The sequence below is a fragment of the Arthrobacter sp. ZGTC131 genome (assembly GCF_002929275.1).
Lineage (GTDB): Bacteria > Actinomycetota > Actinomycetes > Actinomycetales > Micrococcaceae > Arthrobacter.
The window spans coordinates 20,256-37,982 of the sequence record NZ_PJIK01000009.1; the positions used below are offsets into that span (position 1 = coordinate 20,256).

The following is a 17,727-nucleotide window of genomic DNA, read 5'->3' on the forward strand; positions in this document are numbered from 1 at the left end:
CCGGCTACACACCAACACAGGGGTGCGGAGTCTCGGCGCGCAGCAGTGGCCCCGAGGCCGTCCAATCAGGCCCACACTTTCGCAACCGATTGCCACTGCATGCTGCCCAAAAGATGAAGTGCGTCGTCGTGGCAATCGGTTGCCAGCGCGCTGTAGAACGTGTTTTACTTGCTCGATTGCAAAGCTGTGAGCTTTACTCAGGAAACAGCCCCCGCACCAACTGGTCAACCCCATCGCAAAAATGGCAGTTCACCGCTAAAGGGCGGTTGCCTAGTCCTGCTGAGTACGGAGCCGCAGCAGAACCCCGCCAATCGCGCGGATAATCCATCGCACCTGCCTCCGGAGTACACCTTGATCATGCTGCACAACCGCCACCGCGCAGGATTCCAGATTGTTCTGGTCCGGCAAGGGAGCACGCCGACACCGACCACGCCGGGACTCGCCATCGCCTTCCAGGCGGGCTTCTAAAGTGCCGTCGGTTGTCAGTGCCCCAACCGCTCCGCAGCTCCGATCGCCAGCCCGCCTGCTGGCCGCAGGCATTCCGCTCGCCGTTATCGCAGGCCTCACCCTGCCCCTGCAGGCCCGAATCAACGGCGAGCTGGGGCACCGGCTGCAGGATTCACTGCTGGCAGGGTTGTTCAGCTTCGGCGGTGCGGCCCTGATCATGGCCGCTGCCACGCTGGTCCTTCCCAGCGGCCGTGCCGCGTTCGTGAAACTCCTCTCCACCACCCGCCAGCGCACCATTCCCTGGTACTTCCATGGCGCCGGCATCATCGGCGCCTACTTCATCTTTGCGCAGACCAGCTTCGTCGCAGGCGTCGGAATTGCCATCTATACGGTGGCGGTGGTGACCGGCCAGACAATCAGCGGACTGGCCGTGGACCGGCTCGGACTCGGTCCCGGCGGCAAACGGGCAATTACCGGGCTGCGAGTGCTCGCTGTACTACTCACAGTGGGCGCGGTGTTTTGGGCGGTGTCGCCTCGGCTCTCCGGCGAGTCTGAGCCCATCACCATGCTGGTCCCGCTCGCGCTGGTTGCCCTGGGCGGGATCCTGATGCCCTTCCAGCACGCCGTGAATGGCAGGATCGCGGCACAGGTCCGGTCGCCAATTCCCGGCACCCTGATCAACTATCTGATTGGCAGCCTCGCGCTGGCCCTGATCTGGATCCTGAAGCTGGCCGTTGCCGGAGGGCTGCCCACGCTGCCGGCCGAGTTGTGGCTCTACACCGGAGGGGCGCTGGGCTGCATCAACCTGGTTCTAAGCGCGCTGCTGATCCGGCATATCGGCGTGCTCCTGACTGCGCTGGGCATGATCGCCGGCCAGCTGATCGGAGCACTGCTCATGGACTGGCTGCTGCCGGTGGCGGGCAGCGCCATCTATCCGCAAACCATATTCGGCACCCTGCTCACACTGGCCGCAATCATCATCGCGGCGTTGCCCGGATTAGCGCTGCGGAGGTTCTGGCAGCGCTGAGCCCGGCCGCAATGAAGCGCGCCAGGCTGCAAATGCCGTGTCGCCGACGCGGGAAATGCAGCCGACTCATTGGTGCGCCGCAGCGTACTGAACAGTCGCGCAGATGGGGTTTTTCCCCCGGGCTTTTGAGGGACTTCTAGAACGCCGATAACGGATATTCCGTCAAGCTACGGCGACGTGCAGATATGGCATGACGACCGTCCCGGCAGGGAAACGCTGATTCCAGCTTTGCGTTCCGGAGGTACTGGTAGACGGTCTCCCGGCTGATCCCGTAGTCACGGGCAACGAGGCTTTTGGAACACCGGTGCCGGCGCGCTGAACGAGCTCGGAGGCCCTATCATCATCTGTTGTCAGGCACCCGCAGGGTGCTTGATGACAGAAGGCTTCAAAGTCGAGCGGGGGAGGGGCCGGCGGCGCCTGTCACGAGCGGGTGTCGAGGTAGTGCAGAATCGCCCGGGCCGTTTCCTCCGGAGCGCTGACGTGGGGGCAGTGCCCGGTGGCCTGAAGCTGCACCAGGGTGCTGTGATCCAGATTCTTGTGCAGGTAGGCGCCCACTTCCGGCGGGGCAAGCCGATCGTCGGAGCACTGCAGAATCAGGCAGCTGGTGCGCAACTTCTTCAGTTCAGGGCGGGTGTCGGAAAAGAAAGTTACCCCGGCGAAGTGCCGTGCGATGGGCGGATTTGTCCGGCAGAAGCTGACACGCAGGTCCTCCGCTAATTCCGGCTCCTGCGGGTTGCCCATAACCATGGGCGCCAAGGCCGCGGCCCAGGCGAAATAGTTGCTGTCCAGAGATGCCAGCAGGCCCTCGATGTCTTCCCGCGAAAACCCGCCCACGTAGCCGTCGTACGGGTCATCCGTATGACGGGGTGAAGGAGCAAGCAGGACCAGGTGGGAGAAACGGTTGGGGTCCTGCACTGCGGCGATCACGGCGATCATCGTGCTGACACTGTGGCCCACCAAGATGACGTTCTCAAGTTCAAGGGCGGCGCAAATCTCCAGCAGATCCGACGCGTACCCATCCAGGGACCCGTACTTCTCCCAGTCATAGGCGCTGATGTCGGAGTGTCCTGCACCAACATGATCAAAAAGCACCAGCCGGTAATCGTCAACGAAATAGGGCAGCAGCTTCCGCCACATAGCCTGATCGCAGCCAAAACCGTGGGCAAACATCATCACAGGCCCATCATCCCGGCCGAATATAGTGACATTGTTCCGGCCCATTACGGCAGCAACTGCTTCGATCACATTCTCACTGACCCTCGCGTAGGGTGGCGTCCTGTCCCAGATACTATCCACGGGAAGTAGAGAATCCTAGGGATCCTCCCACTATGACCTTCAAGGCGACGTCGATTCTGCCCATTACATGCGACGCGGCTTACGCGACTCCCCGACAGGGACCATGATCGCGATCAGAGCGTTGTCGGCCAAGGTAGGCGAACCAAAACGGCTACGGCTATTCACGGAAGTGTTGGCGCGCGCTTCCGACCCGACTCATCCGGAACATGAGCACATTGCAGAGCACTACTGCCTGTCCTTGGCCTATGCTGCCAACGCATCCGCCAGGACAACGGCCTCGCCCATCCCGACGTCGACCCCGAGCGGTTCGGCGGCGAGACAGTCACAATTTGGGACGGGCTCCAAGCCCAATGGCTAGTCCACCGGGACTTCGACCTCGCCGACGCCGTGACCGCCGCATTCCGCCACCTGTCCCGCGAAGGCGTCATGGAAACCAAACGCACCATGGAACAATTCGTGGCGGGGCTCTAAGGCTTAGCACTGTCGACCCTAGATGTAGTCGTGACACTGCCAAGCTGAAAGCGTAGATGGATCTAGTACGCCCATGGAGCTTGCAGGCTTTCGCGGCCGGATAATCGATTGCGCATTGGAGCACCTCAACGGGACAGCAGCTATACGGTCGGCGTCAAAGTGGCAGTCCTCGGCATCCCGTCAACATCGGGTCCGCCATCAGACCTTTTGCTGCCGGGAGTAGGGTCTATGCGCCAGAACGACCGCAAACTTACTCCTGGGGGCAGCGTCTGTTTTATGGAAACATTGTCTTCAGGGCGCTGACGATCAGATCGTCGTTCTCCGGCCAATCATCAGTGTCGATGGTGAGGTCTAAGGCGCTGGATTTTCCTGAGTTACTCACCACCAGATCCCAGGTGCTCACCCACCGATCCCTGGCACAATACGGGCAAAGACAAACGGGCGCGTTTGCTCGATGCTGTCGAGCTTGATCTGGAGCTGAGCCTCCCGTGCCTGCCTCAGAGACGCCTTGGCTGTGTGCCAAGCGGCAAATGGCGCCGACGAGCAGGCCCAGAGTCAATACCGCGGTCGCGATCGCTCCCGCTGCGGACCACCACGCCGCATGGGTGGCTGATTCGGCTATGTCGGTTGAACGTCTCGCTAGTTCGTCGGGGGTCATTGATTCTTCTTGCCCTACATGCCGAATTGGCCTTTTGGCAGAAACCAGAGGCCAGGTCAATGGTGCTTTCGTCTCACTACAGTTGGACCCGAATAGGAGTTGCCAGCATGGCAAATACCGTCTCGGGGATCAGAACGACTCACGGTCTGCGGCCCTTGGTCGTCTCCCGGAGTTGTTGCCCTCCGTCTACCGCAACCAACGAACTGCCCTGCGCCGTAGGGTGCACCAATAACAGACTGTCAGAACACCTAATGCACATGGCGTCCGCGAGCAGGACTTTTGCAAACCGCTGTGATGTAATTCTCGTGAATCGTGCGCCATTGCAGGCGTACTGGTGCGACAGAGAGCAGACGCGTGGAAGCCTTTTGGACCATTGTTGTAATCGGGGGCCTCTTGGCTCTGATGATTTGGGGCTTCGTTGAGAAGTCGAAAGACAAGGCCGCGCGAAAGGAATCGCTGATCAGATTTCATAAGGACATGTCTAAGCGCGGGTTCACAGCGACGCGTTTATATACTAGCGAATCCATTTTTCTTGCGGTCGATACAACGGAGTCTTGCCGGCTCGCTTACGCGCTGAATCCGTCCTTTGCCTCGAAGTTCGTCGATGCCACGAAGATTCTGTCGGTTTCCGTTTACGAGGATCAACGTTCGATAGAGCACGCCCACCGTGGTCGCCAAATCGGAGCTGCCGTCGTTGGCAACGCTTTGGCCGGCTCCACAGGCGCGATCATCGGCGGCCTTGGCGCCAAGAATAAGTCGACAGACGTCGTGAAAAGCATCAGCCTACGCGTTGAGCTGGACGATCCGCAGACCCCAATTCTCGACGTCAATTTCCTGAAGGGTCAAACGAATCGGGGCGGCTTCGCCCATGAGAAGACAAGTCGCGAGGCCCGAGCCTGGAGTTCGATGATTACAGCACTTATGAGGAGGAGCGAGAGCCCGGAACCAACCGCGGCCCCGGCTCCGGACACGGCCCCGGCCATCACCGGTTCCGGGACCTCCAGGATCGAGAGCCTCAAAAAGCTTGGTGAACTCAAGGACAACGGAATCCTCACTTCGGAGGAGTTCGACCGAGAGAAAGCCCGCATACTCGATGGAGACTGACAACAACTAGGTCGCTGCAAGCGTTCCCAGTGAGGCCAGACGGGAACCCTCCCCAGAAAATGGAGCTAACCACCACCGGGGGCCGCTAACGCAACTGGCGCAGGCCGCGGACGAGTCGATTGTTTCCTCCTGGAACGGGAGTTCTCGCGGCTACTTCCACTCCCGTGCTTTCCAGGCCGATAACCGACGTTATGTCGGTAACAACATGGGGGCTTTCAACTCAACTCGAGTCGCCCGCAATGTTCGAAACGCCTGAGGCAGGTGTTGCGGCAAGCCGCTAGTTTTGCCGCGCCATGGCCTCGGCGATCCGTTGCGCTGCCTGGACCACCACGTCGCCGCAGTCTTTGCCAGGGGATTCGGTCACCCGGGCCAGGGGCATGGCGAGGCAGACGGCAGCGACAATACCTTCGTCGGTCCGCACCGGAGCGCTGACCGAACCCAACCCGGGCGTGCGGGACCCCACCGATTCAATCCAGCCCGTCCTCGCCAGTTCCTCCATGGCGTCCTCCTCGCCGGCCAGGAGCCGGCCGCTGGACCCCTGGGGCAGCAATAGCTTGGATCCGGGAGGCAAGGTGGCACGGAGTTCGTGCCGGCTGTCGGCACTGAGCAGGCAGACGCGTTCATCGCCTCGCCGAACCCACAGCTGCGCAGTCTCGCCGGTTTGGTCCCGCAGGTCGTTGAGGATCTGCAGGCCCGCGTTCTCAAGCGCGGAGCGGACAAACCGGTCACCGAGCCGGAAGGACCCATCCGTGGTTCGGCGGAGGAAGCCGTAGTCGGCGAGCTGCAGCGCCAGGCGGTGTGCGGTCGACAGCGACAGGCCGGTCCGCCGGGACAGCTCGCTCGCTGACGCGGCGGACCGGCCAACCGCATCGAGAATGGCGGCGGTACGTTCGAGCGTGCGGTTGCTTCCGTTGGTGTCAGGAGACGGCATGTGGCTAGCCTATGGCGTCCCTAGCCTTTGGCTGCCACGGACTCAGCCATGAACTCAGCCACCACTTTCTGGGAGATCGCTACGTCCAGGACGTACACGCCCTCCTCGTGGGACGCGAGCCACTCCTGCAACGGGGCCAGGTCGGCCAGTGTGCGGGCTTTGGTGCCCTGGGCGCCAAGTGCACGTCCGACGGCGGCGAAGTCCACTTCGTCAATCAGCATCGCCTGGTTGTGGAGCCCCTTGGCGGCGTACTGGTGAAGCTCTGCCCCGTAGGCGGAGTCGTTGAGGACCACCACCACACCCTTTCGCGTGGCCCGGAGGAAGGTCTCGAAATCGGCAAGGCCCATCAGTCCGCCGCCGTCGCCGCTGACCAGGACGGTGGTTCGTTCGGGGCGGGCCACCGAGACGCCGGCCGCGGATCCGAAGCCCAGGCCGATGGACTGGAAGGCGGTTCCTACCAGGATCATGGCGTGCGGGTCCGGTACGGAAAGGTACATGGGCGCCCACCCGATGAAGTGCCCGCCGTCCATGACAACTGAGCGTTCGGCTGGCAGGATGCGGTCCAGCGCGGCGACGACGGCACGCGGGTTCAAGCGCCCGTCCGGCCCGAACTCCACCGGGTCTTCGCTCGGGACGGAGGACCGGAACTCCGCCTCGGATACGTCCGGGACCTGGCTCCGCCAGGTAGAGGAGGCGGTGGGGATCCGCTCCAGCAGTCCCTCGATGAACGGGCGGATGTCCGCCCGGATGTAGTCCGCTGCGGGGTGTCCCGGGTCCGGTTCGTTGTCCACCCGGATGACTTTGGTGCCTTCCGGGAACAGCGTTCCGTAGCGCGTCTGAAATATGTTCAGGCTGGCTCCCACCACCAGAACCAGATCCGCCCGGCGTGCAACATCCAGCCTGTGGCTGCGGGTAAAGCCGCCGGCGATCCCCAGGTCCCAGGGGCTGTCAAAAGCGTTTGCCGCCATGACTGATGTCATGAAGAGTGCGCCGAGCCGGTCCCCAACTTGGCGCAGCGGTTCAACAGCCCGGGCCAGCAGCACGCCCCGGCCTCCCAGGATCAGCGGGCGTTCCGACGCAGCGAGCAAGGCCGCCACACGTTCCAGATCATCGGGTTCCGCGGGCCACGCCGGCTTCACCGGCAGGGGTTCGAGCGGTTCCGGGGCCGACGGCGGGGCGGTGGCGAGGTCGTAGGGAATGGCCAGGACCACGGGCTGGACTGTCTGCAAGGCGAGGTCGAACGCGCGGTGCGTGATAGCGGCGGCGTTGCCCGGCCGGGCGACCAGTGTTACCACTCCTGCCGCTTCGGCTGCCTTGGCCTGGTCGATGTCGAACGGCCGGAGGCCGGTGGAGGGAGCATCGCCGACCACTAGGACCAGCGGGATCCGGGCCATCCGAGCCTCGGCGAGAGTTGTATATGCGTTGGTAAAGCCGGCGCCGTAGGTGGTGGTGGCGGCGGCTATGTCTCCGGTTGCCCGGTGGTAGGCATCCGCCATGGCCACGGTTGCGGACTCGTGCCGGGCCGACGTGAAGGGAAAACCCCGGCGCGTCAGCCGGCTGATGAGATGGGCATTGCCGTTGCCCATCAGCCCAAACAGGTGGCGCGCGCGTTCCGCCACGACGTCGGCGACAATCGCGGAGACGTGGCCCTCGTCCGGGAGGACGGGCGCCTTGCCGTCGGCTACAAGTTCAGTACTGGTGCTGGTCATGGCTTCTTTCACGTTCCTGGGTTCGGGCAAGGCTCTAGCTGGCGGTGGGGACCAGCGACGCGGCGCCGCGATGCCTCCCGGTGAGTTCGAGGTAGGTGGCGGCGTTCTGGCTGCAGTGCTCAATTTCCTCGGGTGTGAGCGGGCGGCGCACCTTTCCGGGGACGCCTGCCACGAGCGATCCCGGCGGCACTTCCATGCCTTCAAGCACCAGTGCGTTGGCTGCGATCAGGGAGCCGGCGCCGATGACGGCGCCGTTCAGGACGGTCGCATTCATGCCGATCAGTGTCCCGTCGCCGACGGTGCAGCCGTGCAGCACGGCACCGTGCCCCACGCTGACCCGGCTGCCAACCCGTGCCGGGTAGCCGGGGTCGGCGTGGACAACGGCGCAGTCCTGGATGTTGCTGCCAGCCCCGATGCTGATGTCCTCCATGTCCGCCCGCACAACGGCGCCGTAATAGATTCCGGTGCCGGCACCGATGGTTGCCGAGCCGACGACGACGGCCGTGGGAGCTATCCACGTATTGTCCGAAAGTGAGGGGTTGCGGCCGTCGACGGCCAGGATGTGGGAGGTCATGGGGGTCCTTAGGTGGGGTGAAAGGGCGGTGCCCCGTTGAACGTGCGGGGCACCGCCGTCGTAATTCCGCGCTGAGTGAAAATGCCGCTAGACGAGGAACGGGACGATCAGCGAGGTCACGAAGAGGACCAGCGCTCCGCCGAGGCGGTTGGTCAGGGCCGCGAACGGCATCAGGTGCATCCGGTTGGCCGCGCTGAGGACTGCCACGTCACCGCTGCCGCCGGTGTCCGCCATCACCAGGCCGGGTGTGATGGATGCTTCGACGAAGTTGAACTTGACCAGCCATCCAAGGATGCCGGAGGTCAGGGTCGCGATGACGACCGTGCAGATGGTCAGGAGGATGAACAGCGGGTTGCTCAGCGAGGCGAGCACGTCAGTGATGTCGATGTAGGTGAGGCTGACGCCCACCAGTAGTGCGGGAACCAGGACGGCGCCGATCATGTCGCCCCAGTCGGCCGTGGACTCTTCAACGTCCTGGGGGAGCAACCCGAAGATCTTGACGGCGGCGGCCGCGATGATAGCCCAGGCGTAGGGGTGCAGTCCGGGAAGGAGCGCGGCGACGAGGTTGCCAAAGACAAAGAGGCTTCCCGCGATGAGCAGGCCCTTGCCCAAGGCGATGAAGGAGGAGGTGTCCCGCTTTGGGGGCAGGGTGAGTTCGTCGGAGCGTCCCTTGATCCGCAGGAGCTGGCCGTGACCGTTGAAGCCGACGAAGAGCTGCTTCTTGCGCTTGCCCAGTCCGTTGTAGATGCCTGCGATGAGGATGCATACCACATTGGCCATGACAACAGCGGACATGAGCTCACCCATGAAGGTGGCGGAGTCGCCGCCGGTGGCGGAGGCATACATCTCGGACATCGGCAGGGCGCCGACGCCAAGGCCGCCTGCCATGATGGGCGCAGCGATAAAGAGAATGCCTTCGATGAACCCAAAGCCGGTCAGGGCAGCGATGAGCCCGACCAGGATGAATGTAGCGAGGAGGCAACCCACGATGGGGACCGCGAAACGCGGTCCTGCCTTGAGCAGGAGCGCGCGTGGCATGCCAAGGATGGAGCCGGCAATGATGCCGACGACGAAGAAGTCCAGGAAGCCGTGTCCGTCGATGAAGTTCTGCACCACGGTGACAAAGTTCTCGGGCATCAGGCCGAGGAAAGCCAGTGTGGCGGGAGCGAAGGTACACAGGACGGTCGGCAGCCCAAAGTCGCGGACCACAGGGAACAGGTTCCCAATCCAGATGAACAGGCCGCCGAGCAGGATGGTGGTGGCAAAGCCGACCACCATGGTGTCCGGCAGGTTGCCTGTGAGGGCGGCGGTGAGGACAAGGGCCGCGAGGACGAGGTAGAGAGGGGCGGGGATGCTGGCGATTCTGAAACCTAAACGGCCAGGGTAGTGGGTCCCGGGCCGGGAGCCGACCGTGCGGGCTACCGGATGTTCGATGCCGCCGGCGGGGCCGGGGGAGGTCTCGTTCATGGCCGTGTCCGTTGGGTCGGTGGGGAGTTCCGTGGTGCGTGGGCTTGTAGACATCTTCGTCTCCAAAACGGTGAGTAGGAATTGTTATTTTGCTGCTGATTGTCTGGTGCTGGGCCTGATGTTGGACGCGAAGGGATCTAGCGGGCAGGGTCCAGCAGGCCGGCGGCGGGGGAGTGCAGGATGATTTCGCGGGCGAGCCGGACGGCGTCGGCGAGTCGGTCCTCGTCGATGCCGGTGTCGTGGCCCTCGGCGTGCAGGTGCCTGACGAGTTCCTCGGTGGCGATATTGCCGTGCGCGCCGGGCGCGAACGGGCAGCCGCCGTAGCCGCCCAGGGCGGCGTCGAAACGGACGACGCCGATCCCCACGGCAGCGCTTGCCGTAGCCAGTGCCTGGCCGTGGGCGTTGTGGAGGTGGAGGTAGTAGGTCAGGTCAGGTTCGGCGTCGCGGACAAAGCGCATGCTGGCCATCACCTGCTCGGTTGGGGTTGTGCCCAGCGTATCCGCCAGCCCGACGTCGGAGATTCCCATGTCCTTGAAGGCGCGGACCACGCGCAGCAGGTAGCCGGGGTCGATGCTGCCTTCGAACGGGCAGGTGAAGGCGGTTGAGATGCCGGCGAAAAAGCGGACTTCGGGGAACCGGGAGACTGCTTCGCCGATGCCGGCGAGGGCGTCTTCGATGGCCTGCCCGGCGTTGGCGTTGCTGTGCGCCTGGCTGGCGGAGGTGACCACCTGGATGTCCGTAGCACCGGCCGTAACGGCCCGTTCAATGCCCTTGCCGTTGAGTGCCAGGCTCGTAAAGGTGACGCCCTGAATAGCCGGCAGGGTGGAGATGACATCGGCGGCATCGGCCATCTGCGGCACGCGCTTCGGATTGACGAATGAGGCCGCCTCGATGCGTTTCACGCCGGCGGACACCAGTGCTTCGGCAATTTCCAGCTTGTGCGCTGTGGACACGATGACGGGTTCGTCCTGCAGCCCGTCGCGCAGGAAGACGTCGGTGATTTCCACCTTCATTTAGCGCACCTCCTGCAGTCCGAGCCCGGCAATTTCGTCAGTGGTCATGCCGGCGAGTTCCTGCAGCACCTCTTCGGTGTGCTGGCCCAGTTCAGGCCCGACCCATTTGACGCGGCCCTCGTGGCCGGGGATTTTCGGGACGACGCCCGGGAAGCGGATCAGTTCGGGCTCGTTTTCGATGACCACTTCGTGGGTCTGGATCATGTCGCGTGCAAGGTAGTGCTTGTCCACGGCAATGCTGGGTGCGTCGTACACAGGACCGGCGGGGACTCCGGCGTCGTCCAGCTTGTCCAGTACCTCAGCGAGCGGCATGCCGCCCGTCCATGCGGAAATGGCGCCGTTGAGTTCCTCTTCGCGTGCGCCGCGCGCCTCGGTGGTGAGGAGGGTTTCGTCCTCCGCGAGGTCCTCGCGGCCAATTGCCCGCATAAGTCGGACGAACACCGAGTTGGAGTTCCCGCCGATAACCACCTCAAGTTCGTCCTGGCAAAGGTAGGATCCGGTGGGTACAACGCCAGGCAGGGCGCCGCCGGTGCGCTTCCGGACCATGCCGTAAGCGTCATAGTCCGGAACCAGCGACTCGAGCAGGCTGAAAACGCCCTCATAAAGCGCCACGTCGACCACATTGGAAGTGCCGGTCTGCAGCCCGCGGGCCTTCTGCAGCATAAGCATCAGCGCGCCAATCACACCGTACAAACCGGCGACGGTATCCCCCATGCTGGCCGCCGCACGGCCGGCGGGACGGTCCGGTTCGCCTGTGATGTAGCGAAGGCCGGCAAACGACTCGGCGGAACTGCCAAAGCCGGCACGGTTCTTGTACGGGCCAGTCTGGCCATAACCGGAGATCCGGACCATGACCACCTCGGGATTGAGCTCCTGGAGCACGTCCGGGCCCAGCCCCCACTTCTCCAGCGTGCCGGGGCGGAAGTTTTCGATGACCACGTCGCACTGTGCGGCGATCTTCTTGACCGCCTCGCGTCCCGCCTCGGAACGGAGGTCCAGGGCCACCGACTTCTTGTTGCGGCCGATGGTGCGGAACAGCATGGAGGTGGTGCCACGGGTCTTGCGCCAGTCCCGCAGCTCATCGCCCCCTTGGGGCTTTTCAATCTTGATGACCTCCGCACCGAAGTCACCAAAAAGTCGGGCGGCGAACGGCGCCGCGATAAAGCTGCCAAGCTCCAGCACACGGATGCCGTGGAGAGGGAGGGAGTTGCCCTCCAGAGAAAGTTCCTGCGTCATGTGGTTCCTGCCTGCGTCTTTGAGTGCAAGACTTCCCACTCAGTGGGAGATGCTTGTCATTGGGCGGATAGACGATAGCATCGCTATGTGACGCGCGCAACACCTATGGGTCCGGCGGCGGGTGATAATTTTAGTTACCGCCCTATTGGGTGGTGACACCATGTCCTTGGCGCCTGCCGCGCGGTCTCAACCTTGCGCGTAGCCGGCTCCCGTGCACTAAGAAGCTGGGGTTTGTATGCGCGCTTTGAAGAAACTGCGTGCCGGAATCGGCGCGATGGCGGCAGTGGCGGCGCTGGTCATGACGACGGCGGTTCCAGCGGGCGCTGTCACAGGCGACTACGTCGAAGACCACGAGCATCCCTTCGTGGGGCTCATTGTCTTTTACGACACCGACGGCTCGTTCCACCACCGGTGCTCGGGATCCCTGCTCTCGCCCACTGTGTTCCTGACGGCCGGCCATTGCACCGCCGGCGCCACTTCGGCGCGGGTGTACTTTCAGCAGGATGCCGGCGCGGGCTGGAGCCCGGAAACAGGAACGGATCCGGACACCGGCTATCCGGATGCCTGTGCGGAGGGAACGCTGGGAACCCTGTGCGCGGAATCCGACGAGATATACAACTACGGGTTCACCGGCCTGGACGCGGTTCCCGAGACTAAGGATGCCGGGCTCGTGATCCTCAAGAAGCCCATTGCGCTCCCTGAGTATGCGACGCTGGCGGCACCGGGCACCCTGGACGCGTTGGCTGCGAAACGCGGACAGCAGGAAACGACGTTTTCCGCCAGCGGCTTCGGGGTTTCCGATGTCAATCCGGTTTCCACCACTTCGTTCCGGGAACGGCTCATGGCCGAGTCCAAGCTGACGAATCTGACCAGTGCAACGAACGACGGCTACAACGTCCAAACCAACGGCAACGGCAACGGCCGCGGCGGCACCTGCACAGCTGACTCCGGAGGACCGCTGTTCTACGGTCCCTTGAGTTCCAACATCATCACCGGCATCATCTCGTTCGGGCACAACCGCTACTGCAAGGGAACGGGTTTTTCCTACCGCACCGACCGGCAGGACGTGATCGAATGGATCACATCGACGGCCGGACTTGAGCCCGCAAGCATCGTTGTTGAAGATCCCGCTGGCCATTAAGTAGTTGCCCAACGTCCTGGGGCTGCCGCGGGCCTGGGGCTCCTACCTGGGAACATAGACTGCACCCATGTCCGAAACTGCACGAACCACCACAGATGCGGCCTTCGAGGCTGCCTACGAGGCGGCACAGACGAGCCTGCGAGAGGGCGGCATTCCGATCGGTGCTGCATTGGCCCGCGGCGGGGAAGTGATTGCCACCGGCCACAACGAGCGCGTGCAGCAGGGTGACCCAATCGCTCACGGCGAGATGTCTGCGCTGCGGGCCGCCGGACGCCAGAAGAGCTACCGAGACACAACCCTCTACACCACCCTGGCGCCGTGTGCGATGTGTACCGGTACCATCATCCAATTCAAGATTCCGCGCGTGGTGGTGGGCGAAGCCGAGACGTTCCCCGGCGAATTCGACCTTCTGCGCTCACGCGGCGTCGAAGTGGTGGTGTTGAACGATGCCCGATGCGTCGACATGATGCGCGCCTTCCAGGCCGAACACCCTGAATTGTGGGCAGAGGACATCGCCGAGTAGTCAACGGCAACCCCGCCCGGGGCCTACGCCGCAGCCCCTGTGACGCTGTCTCAGGTTCCGCAGAAGGTGCGGTAGGTTCCGAAGTCTTCCGGTGCGCCAACCGCGTATCGCTCGAGACCGGGGCGCTCGTCAAAGGGGTGTGTGACCGCGTTCAGAAGCCGGGAGAGCGGGTCCAGGTCGCCGCCAGTGGCGGCGGCCAAGGCCTCTTCTACCAGGTGGTTCCGGGGAATGTACGCAGGATTGACCCGGTCCATGGCGTCGGCGTCCGGGCTTTGGGCACGCCAGCGATCTACCCAGGCGTCGAACGCAGTCACATCCGGAACCAGTTGCCGCGCAGGCTCAGCCTGGCCGCGGGCAGCCTTGCCAAGGCTGCGGAAGAGCGAGGTGTAGTCGACGTGGCCCTCTTGCATGAGTGCCAGAAGTTCCTCGACGAGGGGCCATGTCACGTCGTCCTCGAGCCCCCCGCGGAATCCAAGCTTCGCGTTCATGCCGGCCGCCCAGGCGGCACTGTACTGCCGGCGGAAATCAGCCAGTGATTCCACCGCAAGCTCGATCGCCTTCTCCTGGTCCTCGTGGAGCAGGGGCAATAGCGACTCCGCGAGCCGGGCGAGGTTCCATTCCGCCACGACTGGCTGGTTCCGGTAGGCATAACGTCCGGTTTCGTCAACCGAGCTGTAGACGGAAGCGGGATCGAACCCGTCCATGAATGCACACGGGCCGTAGTCGATGGTCTCGCCCGAGATCGTCATGTTGTCGGTGTTCATGACACCGTGGACGAATCCCACCAGCATCCAGCGGGCCACCAGCGACGCCTGCGCGGCTGCCACCGCCTGGAACAGGGCGAGATAGGAATTCTCGGCTTCCGCCGCGGCCGGGTAGTGCCGGGTGATCGCATAATCGGCAAGCCGGCGAACCAGGTCAGTGTCACCCGTGGCCGCAGCGTACTGAAAGCTGCCCACGCGCAGGTGACTGGTGGCGACCCGGGTAAGCACCGCTCCCGGCAGCACGGTTTCACGCTGCACCAGGCGCCCCGTTCCCACCACGGCCAGGGACCGTGTGCTGGGAATGCCCAGCGCGTGCATGGCTTCGCTGACGAGATATTCGCGCAGCATCGGTCCGACAACGGCCAGGCCGTCGCCCCCGCGGCCAAACGGTGTGCGCCCCGAACCCTTGAGGTGCACGTCCCGTAGTTGGCCGTCGGCATGGGCGACCTCGCCGAGCAGCAGGGCACGCCCATCGCCAAGCCGCGGTGCGTACCAGCCGAACTGGTGCCCGGCGTACGCCTGCGCGACCGGCGTGGCATCAGCGGGTAGCCGGGACCCGGTCAGCAGACCCACGCCGTCGGAACTACGTAGGAAGCCGGTGTCCAGGCCCAGCTCGGCGGCCAGCGGCTCGTTGAGCACTAGCAGTTGAGGGTCTGGAATCTCCTCCGCCCGCCACGCGATAGCCATCTCCGGAAACTTTCGGGCGAAATGGCCGCTCAAGGTTGCGGCTGACGCGGCTACGGCATTCATCCATCAATAATACCCGCGGCACTGTGGACGGTGCTGGCTCCAGCCTTGACCGGTTGAATGCGTCCGAAGGTCCCCGCGCGCTGGCCTGCCGGGTCCTCCGCGACGCGTCTCCCCAATCTCCGTCAACCGGGCGTTGCATGCAATTTACCTATGGTTTACGGGGGAAGCCTTGTGAGGTCATGCGCGCACGCGACAGACTTTTTAACAGTTGCTGAACGGACCATCCGAGACCGTTCGACTAGACCAGCGGGAGCCGGACACAGCGATGCGTCCCGCCCGCTCCGCGGCAATGAGGCTCGCGGAGAGGGGCCCGCAGACCGGAAGGATAGCCATGGCCGGCAAGTTTGAAGTGTTCGTTGACGCGGAATCGCATGTCCGGTTCCGGCTAACCGCCCCGGACGGTACCGTGCTCGCGGTGTCGGCGCCGTTCGCTGACAAGCGGGGAGCTGCTGCCGGCATCGCCGCCGTGCGCGAGTGTGCGGGCATGGGTCTGGTCACCGACCTGTGCCCCGCTGACCGGGCGAACGTAACGCCTGAATTGGCACAGCCCGCCGCCGTTCCGCTGGCGCATGACGGCCAGCCCGCCGCGGCAAATGGCTTCCGCGCCCGGGCCAGGAACCCCCGTCTGGCCGCGGCCAGGCCCCGTTGGACGGGCGCAGCCTGACGAGGCGCTCGTCTGTTGCCGGGGCCTGACGCGCTTGGGTAGCGCTCCTGCGGCGGTGCTACAGGGTGGCCGCCGTCGGCTCCCAGTCCTCGGGCAGGGTTGCGGACGCGGGCGCGGAGCTTTCGACGTCGACGAACGTGCCGGAGTCCACTGACTCGGAGATGGAGACCAGCGTGTCCAGCACGTGGTAGCCGAGCTGTCCGGTGGCGCGGTGCGGGACACCCGCGCGGATGGAGCGTGCCATGTCCAGGACGCCCATGCCACGGCCGTTGGCGGGACCGGTTGCCGGGATGGTGGTCCAGTCCTCGTCGCCCGCCCGCCAGAGCCGGATGTCGCCGTCGAAGTAGTTCGGGTCCGGCAGGGAGATCGTGGCCTCCGTGCCGGTGATTTCCACGAAGCCCATGCGCTCGCGCGGCGACTCGAAGCTGAAGACGCTGTGCGAGGAGGCTCCGCCGTCGAACTGCGCCATGGCGCTGACGTGAGTGGGGACCTCGACGGCGAATTCTTCCCCGGTCTTGGGGCCGGCGCCGATGACGCGGACGTCCTTGGCCTTGGAGCCGACGGCGGCCACCTTGCGGACCGAGCCAAACGTCTGGACCAGTGCCGTGATGTAGTAGGGCCCCATGTCGAAGAGGGGACCGGCGCCATGCTGGAACAGGAATGCCGGATTGGGATGCCAGGATTCCGGCCCCGGGGTCTGGAATGTGGTGAGGGCCGTCAGCGGCGTCCCGATGTCGCCGCGCTCAATGAGCCGCCGGGCAGTCTGGAGTCCGGCGCCGAGGGTCGTGTCCGGGGCGCAGCCCAGGCGTAGCCCGGCGGCATCCGCCGCCTTCAGCAGCGCCAGGCCCGAGGACCGGTCCAGCGAAAACGGCTTCTCGGTCCAGACGTGCTTTCCGGCGTTGACGGCGGCCGTGGCCACCTCCACATGGGCGGCCGGAATGGTCAGGTTGACGATGATTTCGACGCCGGGATGGTTCAGTGCCGCGTCCACCCCGCCCCATTCCGGTATGCCGTATTCCTTGGCCCGTGCTGCCGCGGCCTCCTCGAAGAGGTCGGCGATAATGTGCACCTTGAGGTCGGGGAAGATCGTCAGGTTGTCCAGATACTGCTTGCTGATGTTGCCGGCGCCGATGACGGCGACGCCCACCGGCCCCCGGCGGGAGGATGCGCCGCTCATGCTTCCGCCGCCGGCCGGCCGAACGGATCCGACTGCAGGAAGGCCAGGCTCTGGGCGATTCCGTCGAAGATGTCGCCCGAGTAGTCGTCGAACTCCACCACCCCGACTTCCAGGGACGCGGCGGCGGCAATGACCTCCCGGACGGGAATCCGGCCCTGTCCCGCGGGCTGCTGGGCCTTGGTGTCGGTGGTCAGCGGGCCGTCTTTGATGTGGATGAACTTCACCCGGTCGCCCAGGCGCTGGAGCAGTTGCACGGGGTCCTGCCCGCCGACCGCCACCCAGTAGGTGTCGACTTCGAGGACGAGGGCCGGATCGAGCAGGCCCTCGAAATACTCCAGGGCAGTCCGGCCCTCGATGGTGGACTCCAGCTCCCACTGGTGGTTGTGGTAGCCCACCCGGATGCCGTATTCGGCGCCTTTCCTGGCGGCCGCATTGAGCTTCGCGGCAGTGGCCTGGATGTCCTCGGCCGACTGCCAGTGTTCTGCCGTGATGTACGGCTCGATCACCGTGCCGATCCCAAGTTCCCGGGCGGCGGCGAAGATCTGGTCCTGGTCCTGGCTGAGCAGCGGGGCATGCCCGGAGGGAGCAGTCAGGCCGTTCTCCTTCAGCGCTGTGCCGAGTTCCTTGGCCATGCCCACGAAATTGTACGGTTCCACCCGGGTGAAGCCGATCTCTGCCACTCTTTTGATGGTGCCGGGCAGGTCTTCCTGCAGAGCGTTGCGGAGGGTGTACAGCTGGATTGAATAAGACACGGCAGTCCTTTGCGGGGGTCTGG

16 protein-coding genes and 1 pseudogene are annotated in these 17,727 nt (G+C 64.4%); 5 read left to right on the top strand and 12 right to left on the bottom strand.

The window, feature by feature from the left end; genetic code table 11:
* Positions 1–469 precede the first annotated feature (469 nt).
* On the top strand, positions 470–1,474 hold the full coding sequence (locus CXQ90_RS12445) for a DMT family transporter (protein ID WP_104139533.1): 1,005 nt from the start codon (positions 470–472) through the stop codon (positions 1,472–1,474).
* 136 nt (positions 1,475–1,610) lie between these two features.
* On the opposite strand, the pseudogene CXQ90_RS22955 reads toward CXQ90_RS12445, so the two are convergent.
* The 3 genes and pseudogenes from CXQ90_RS22955 to CXQ90_RS22960 all read right to left on the bottom strand — a co-directional run.
* Positions 1,611–1,813 (bottom strand): annotated as a pseudogene (locus CXQ90_RS22955) (helix-turn-helix domain-containing protein); the annotation flags it as partial.
* An 81-nt stretch (positions 1,814–1,894) separates the two neighbouring features.
* Positions 1,895–2,719, bottom strand: a complete 825-nt coding sequence (locus tag CXQ90_RS12455; RefSeq protein WP_104139534.1) for an alpha/beta fold hydrolase — start codon at positions 2,717–2,719, stop codon at positions 1,895–1,897.
* Positions 2,720–3,515: 796 nt separating this feature from the next.
* Positions 3,516–3,644 (bottom strand): hypothetical protein, encoded by a 129-nt coding sequence (locus CXQ90_RS22960; protein WP_258064517.1) that lies wholly within the window; start codon positions 3,642–3,644, stop codon positions 3,516–3,518.
* A 609-nt stretch (positions 3,645–4,253) separates the two neighbouring features.
* On the opposite strand from CXQ90_RS22960, the gene CXQ90_RS22655 reads away from it, so the two are divergent.
* Entirely contained in the window at positions 4,254–5,003 is a 750-nt protein-coding gene (locus CXQ90_RS22655; RefSeq protein WP_219816683.1) for an SHOCT domain-containing protein, read from the top strand.
* 277 nt (positions 5,004–5,280) lie between these two features.
* Here the strand turns inward: CXQ90_RS22655 and CXQ90_RS12465 are convergent, their stop codons facing one another.
* The 6 genes from CXQ90_RS12465 to CXQ90_RS12490 all read right to left on the bottom strand — a co-directional run bounded on the left by CXQ90_RS12465 (position 5,281) and on the right by CXQ90_RS12490 (position 11,933).
* Positions 5,281–5,934, bottom strand: a complete 654-nt coding sequence (locus tag CXQ90_RS12465) for an IclR family transcriptional regulator (protein WP_104139536.1) — start codon at positions 5,932–5,934, stop codon at positions 5,281–5,283.
* A 20-nt stretch (positions 5,935–5,954) separates the two neighbouring features.
* The gene (locus tag CXQ90_RS12470; protein WP_104139538.1) at positions 5,955–7,643 is read right to left on the bottom strand and encodes a thiamine pyrophosphate-binding protein; all 1,689 of its coding nucleotides are present in this window, start codon (positions 7,641–7,643) and stop codon (positions 5,955–5,957) included.
* A 34-nt stretch (positions 7,644–7,677) separates the two neighbouring features.
* Positions 7,678–8,217: a gamma carbonic anhydrase family protein gene (locus CXQ90_RS12475; protein WP_104139539.1), complete on the bottom strand. Its 540-nt coding sequence runs from the start codon at positions 8,215–8,217 to the stop codon at positions 7,678–7,680.
* An 87-nt stretch (positions 8,218–8,304) separates the two neighbouring features.
* The gene (locus tag CXQ90_RS12480) at positions 8,305–9,738 is read right to left on the bottom strand and encodes a 2-hydroxycarboxylate transporter family protein (protein WP_258064518.1); all 1,434 of its coding nucleotides are present in this window, start codon (positions 9,736–9,738) and stop codon (positions 8,305–8,307) included.
* A gap of 83 nt (positions 9,739–9,821) precedes the next feature.
* Positions 9,822–10,697 (bottom strand): hydroxymethylglutaryl-CoA lyase, encoded by an 876-nt coding sequence (locus CXQ90_RS12485; protein ID WP_104139541.1) that lies wholly within the window; start codon positions 10,695–10,697, stop codon positions 9,822–9,824.
* Positions 10,698–11,933, bottom strand: a complete 1,236-nt coding sequence (locus CXQ90_RS12490) for a CaiB/BaiF CoA-transferase family protein (protein ID WP_104139542.1) — start codon at positions 11,931–11,933, stop codon at positions 10,698–10,700.
* Between the two features lie 235 nt (positions 11,934–12,168).
* Here CXQ90_RS12490 and CXQ90_RS12495 point away from each other — a divergent pair, with 235 nt between their 5' ends.
* Entirely contained in the window at positions 12,169–13,074 is a 906-nt protein-coding gene (locus CXQ90_RS12495; RefSeq protein ID WP_104139544.1) for a trypsin-like serine protease, read from the top strand.
* 67 nt (positions 13,075–13,141) lie between these two features.
* Positions 13,142–13,597 carry a nucleoside deaminase gene (locus tag CXQ90_RS12500; protein WP_104139545.1) on the top strand — a complete coding sequence of 152 codons (456 nt, stop codon included), beginning with the start codon at positions 13,142–13,144 and terminating at the stop codon, positions 13,595–13,597.
* Positions 13,598–13,647: 50 nt separating this feature from the next.
* On the opposite strand, the gene CXQ90_RS12505 is transcribed toward CXQ90_RS12500, so the two are convergent.
* A complete protein-coding gene (locus tag CXQ90_RS12505; protein WP_104139547.1) occupies positions 13,648–15,111 on the bottom strand; it encodes a YdiU family protein in 1,464 nt (487 codons plus the stop codon).
* 331 nt (positions 15,112–15,442) lie between these two features.
* Between CXQ90_RS12505 and CXQ90_RS12510 the strand changes: the two genes are divergently transcribed.
* Positions 15,443–15,775, top strand: coding sequence for a DUF1508 domain-containing protein (locus CXQ90_RS12510; RefSeq protein WP_104139548.1), 333 nt, complete (start codon positions 15,443–15,445; stop codon positions 15,773–15,775).
* A 58-nt stretch (positions 15,776–15,833) separates the two neighbouring features.
* Here CXQ90_RS12510 and CXQ90_RS12515 read toward each other — a convergent pair whose 3' ends face one another.
* A complete protein-coding gene (locus CXQ90_RS12515) occupies positions 15,834–16,952 on the bottom strand; it encodes a Gfo/Idh/MocA family protein (protein ID WP_104139549.1) in 1,119 nt (372 codons plus the stop codon).
* The gene (locus CXQ90_RS12520) at positions 16,949–17,704 is read right to left on the bottom strand and encodes a sugar phosphate isomerase/epimerase (protein ID WP_104139551.1); all 756 of its coding nucleotides are present in this window, start codon (positions 17,702–17,704) and stop codon (positions 16,949–16,951) included. Before CXQ90_RS12520 ends, CXQ90_RS12515 begins: the two co-directional genes overlap by 4 nt.
* Between the last annotated feature and the right edge of the window lie 23 nt (positions 17,705–17,727).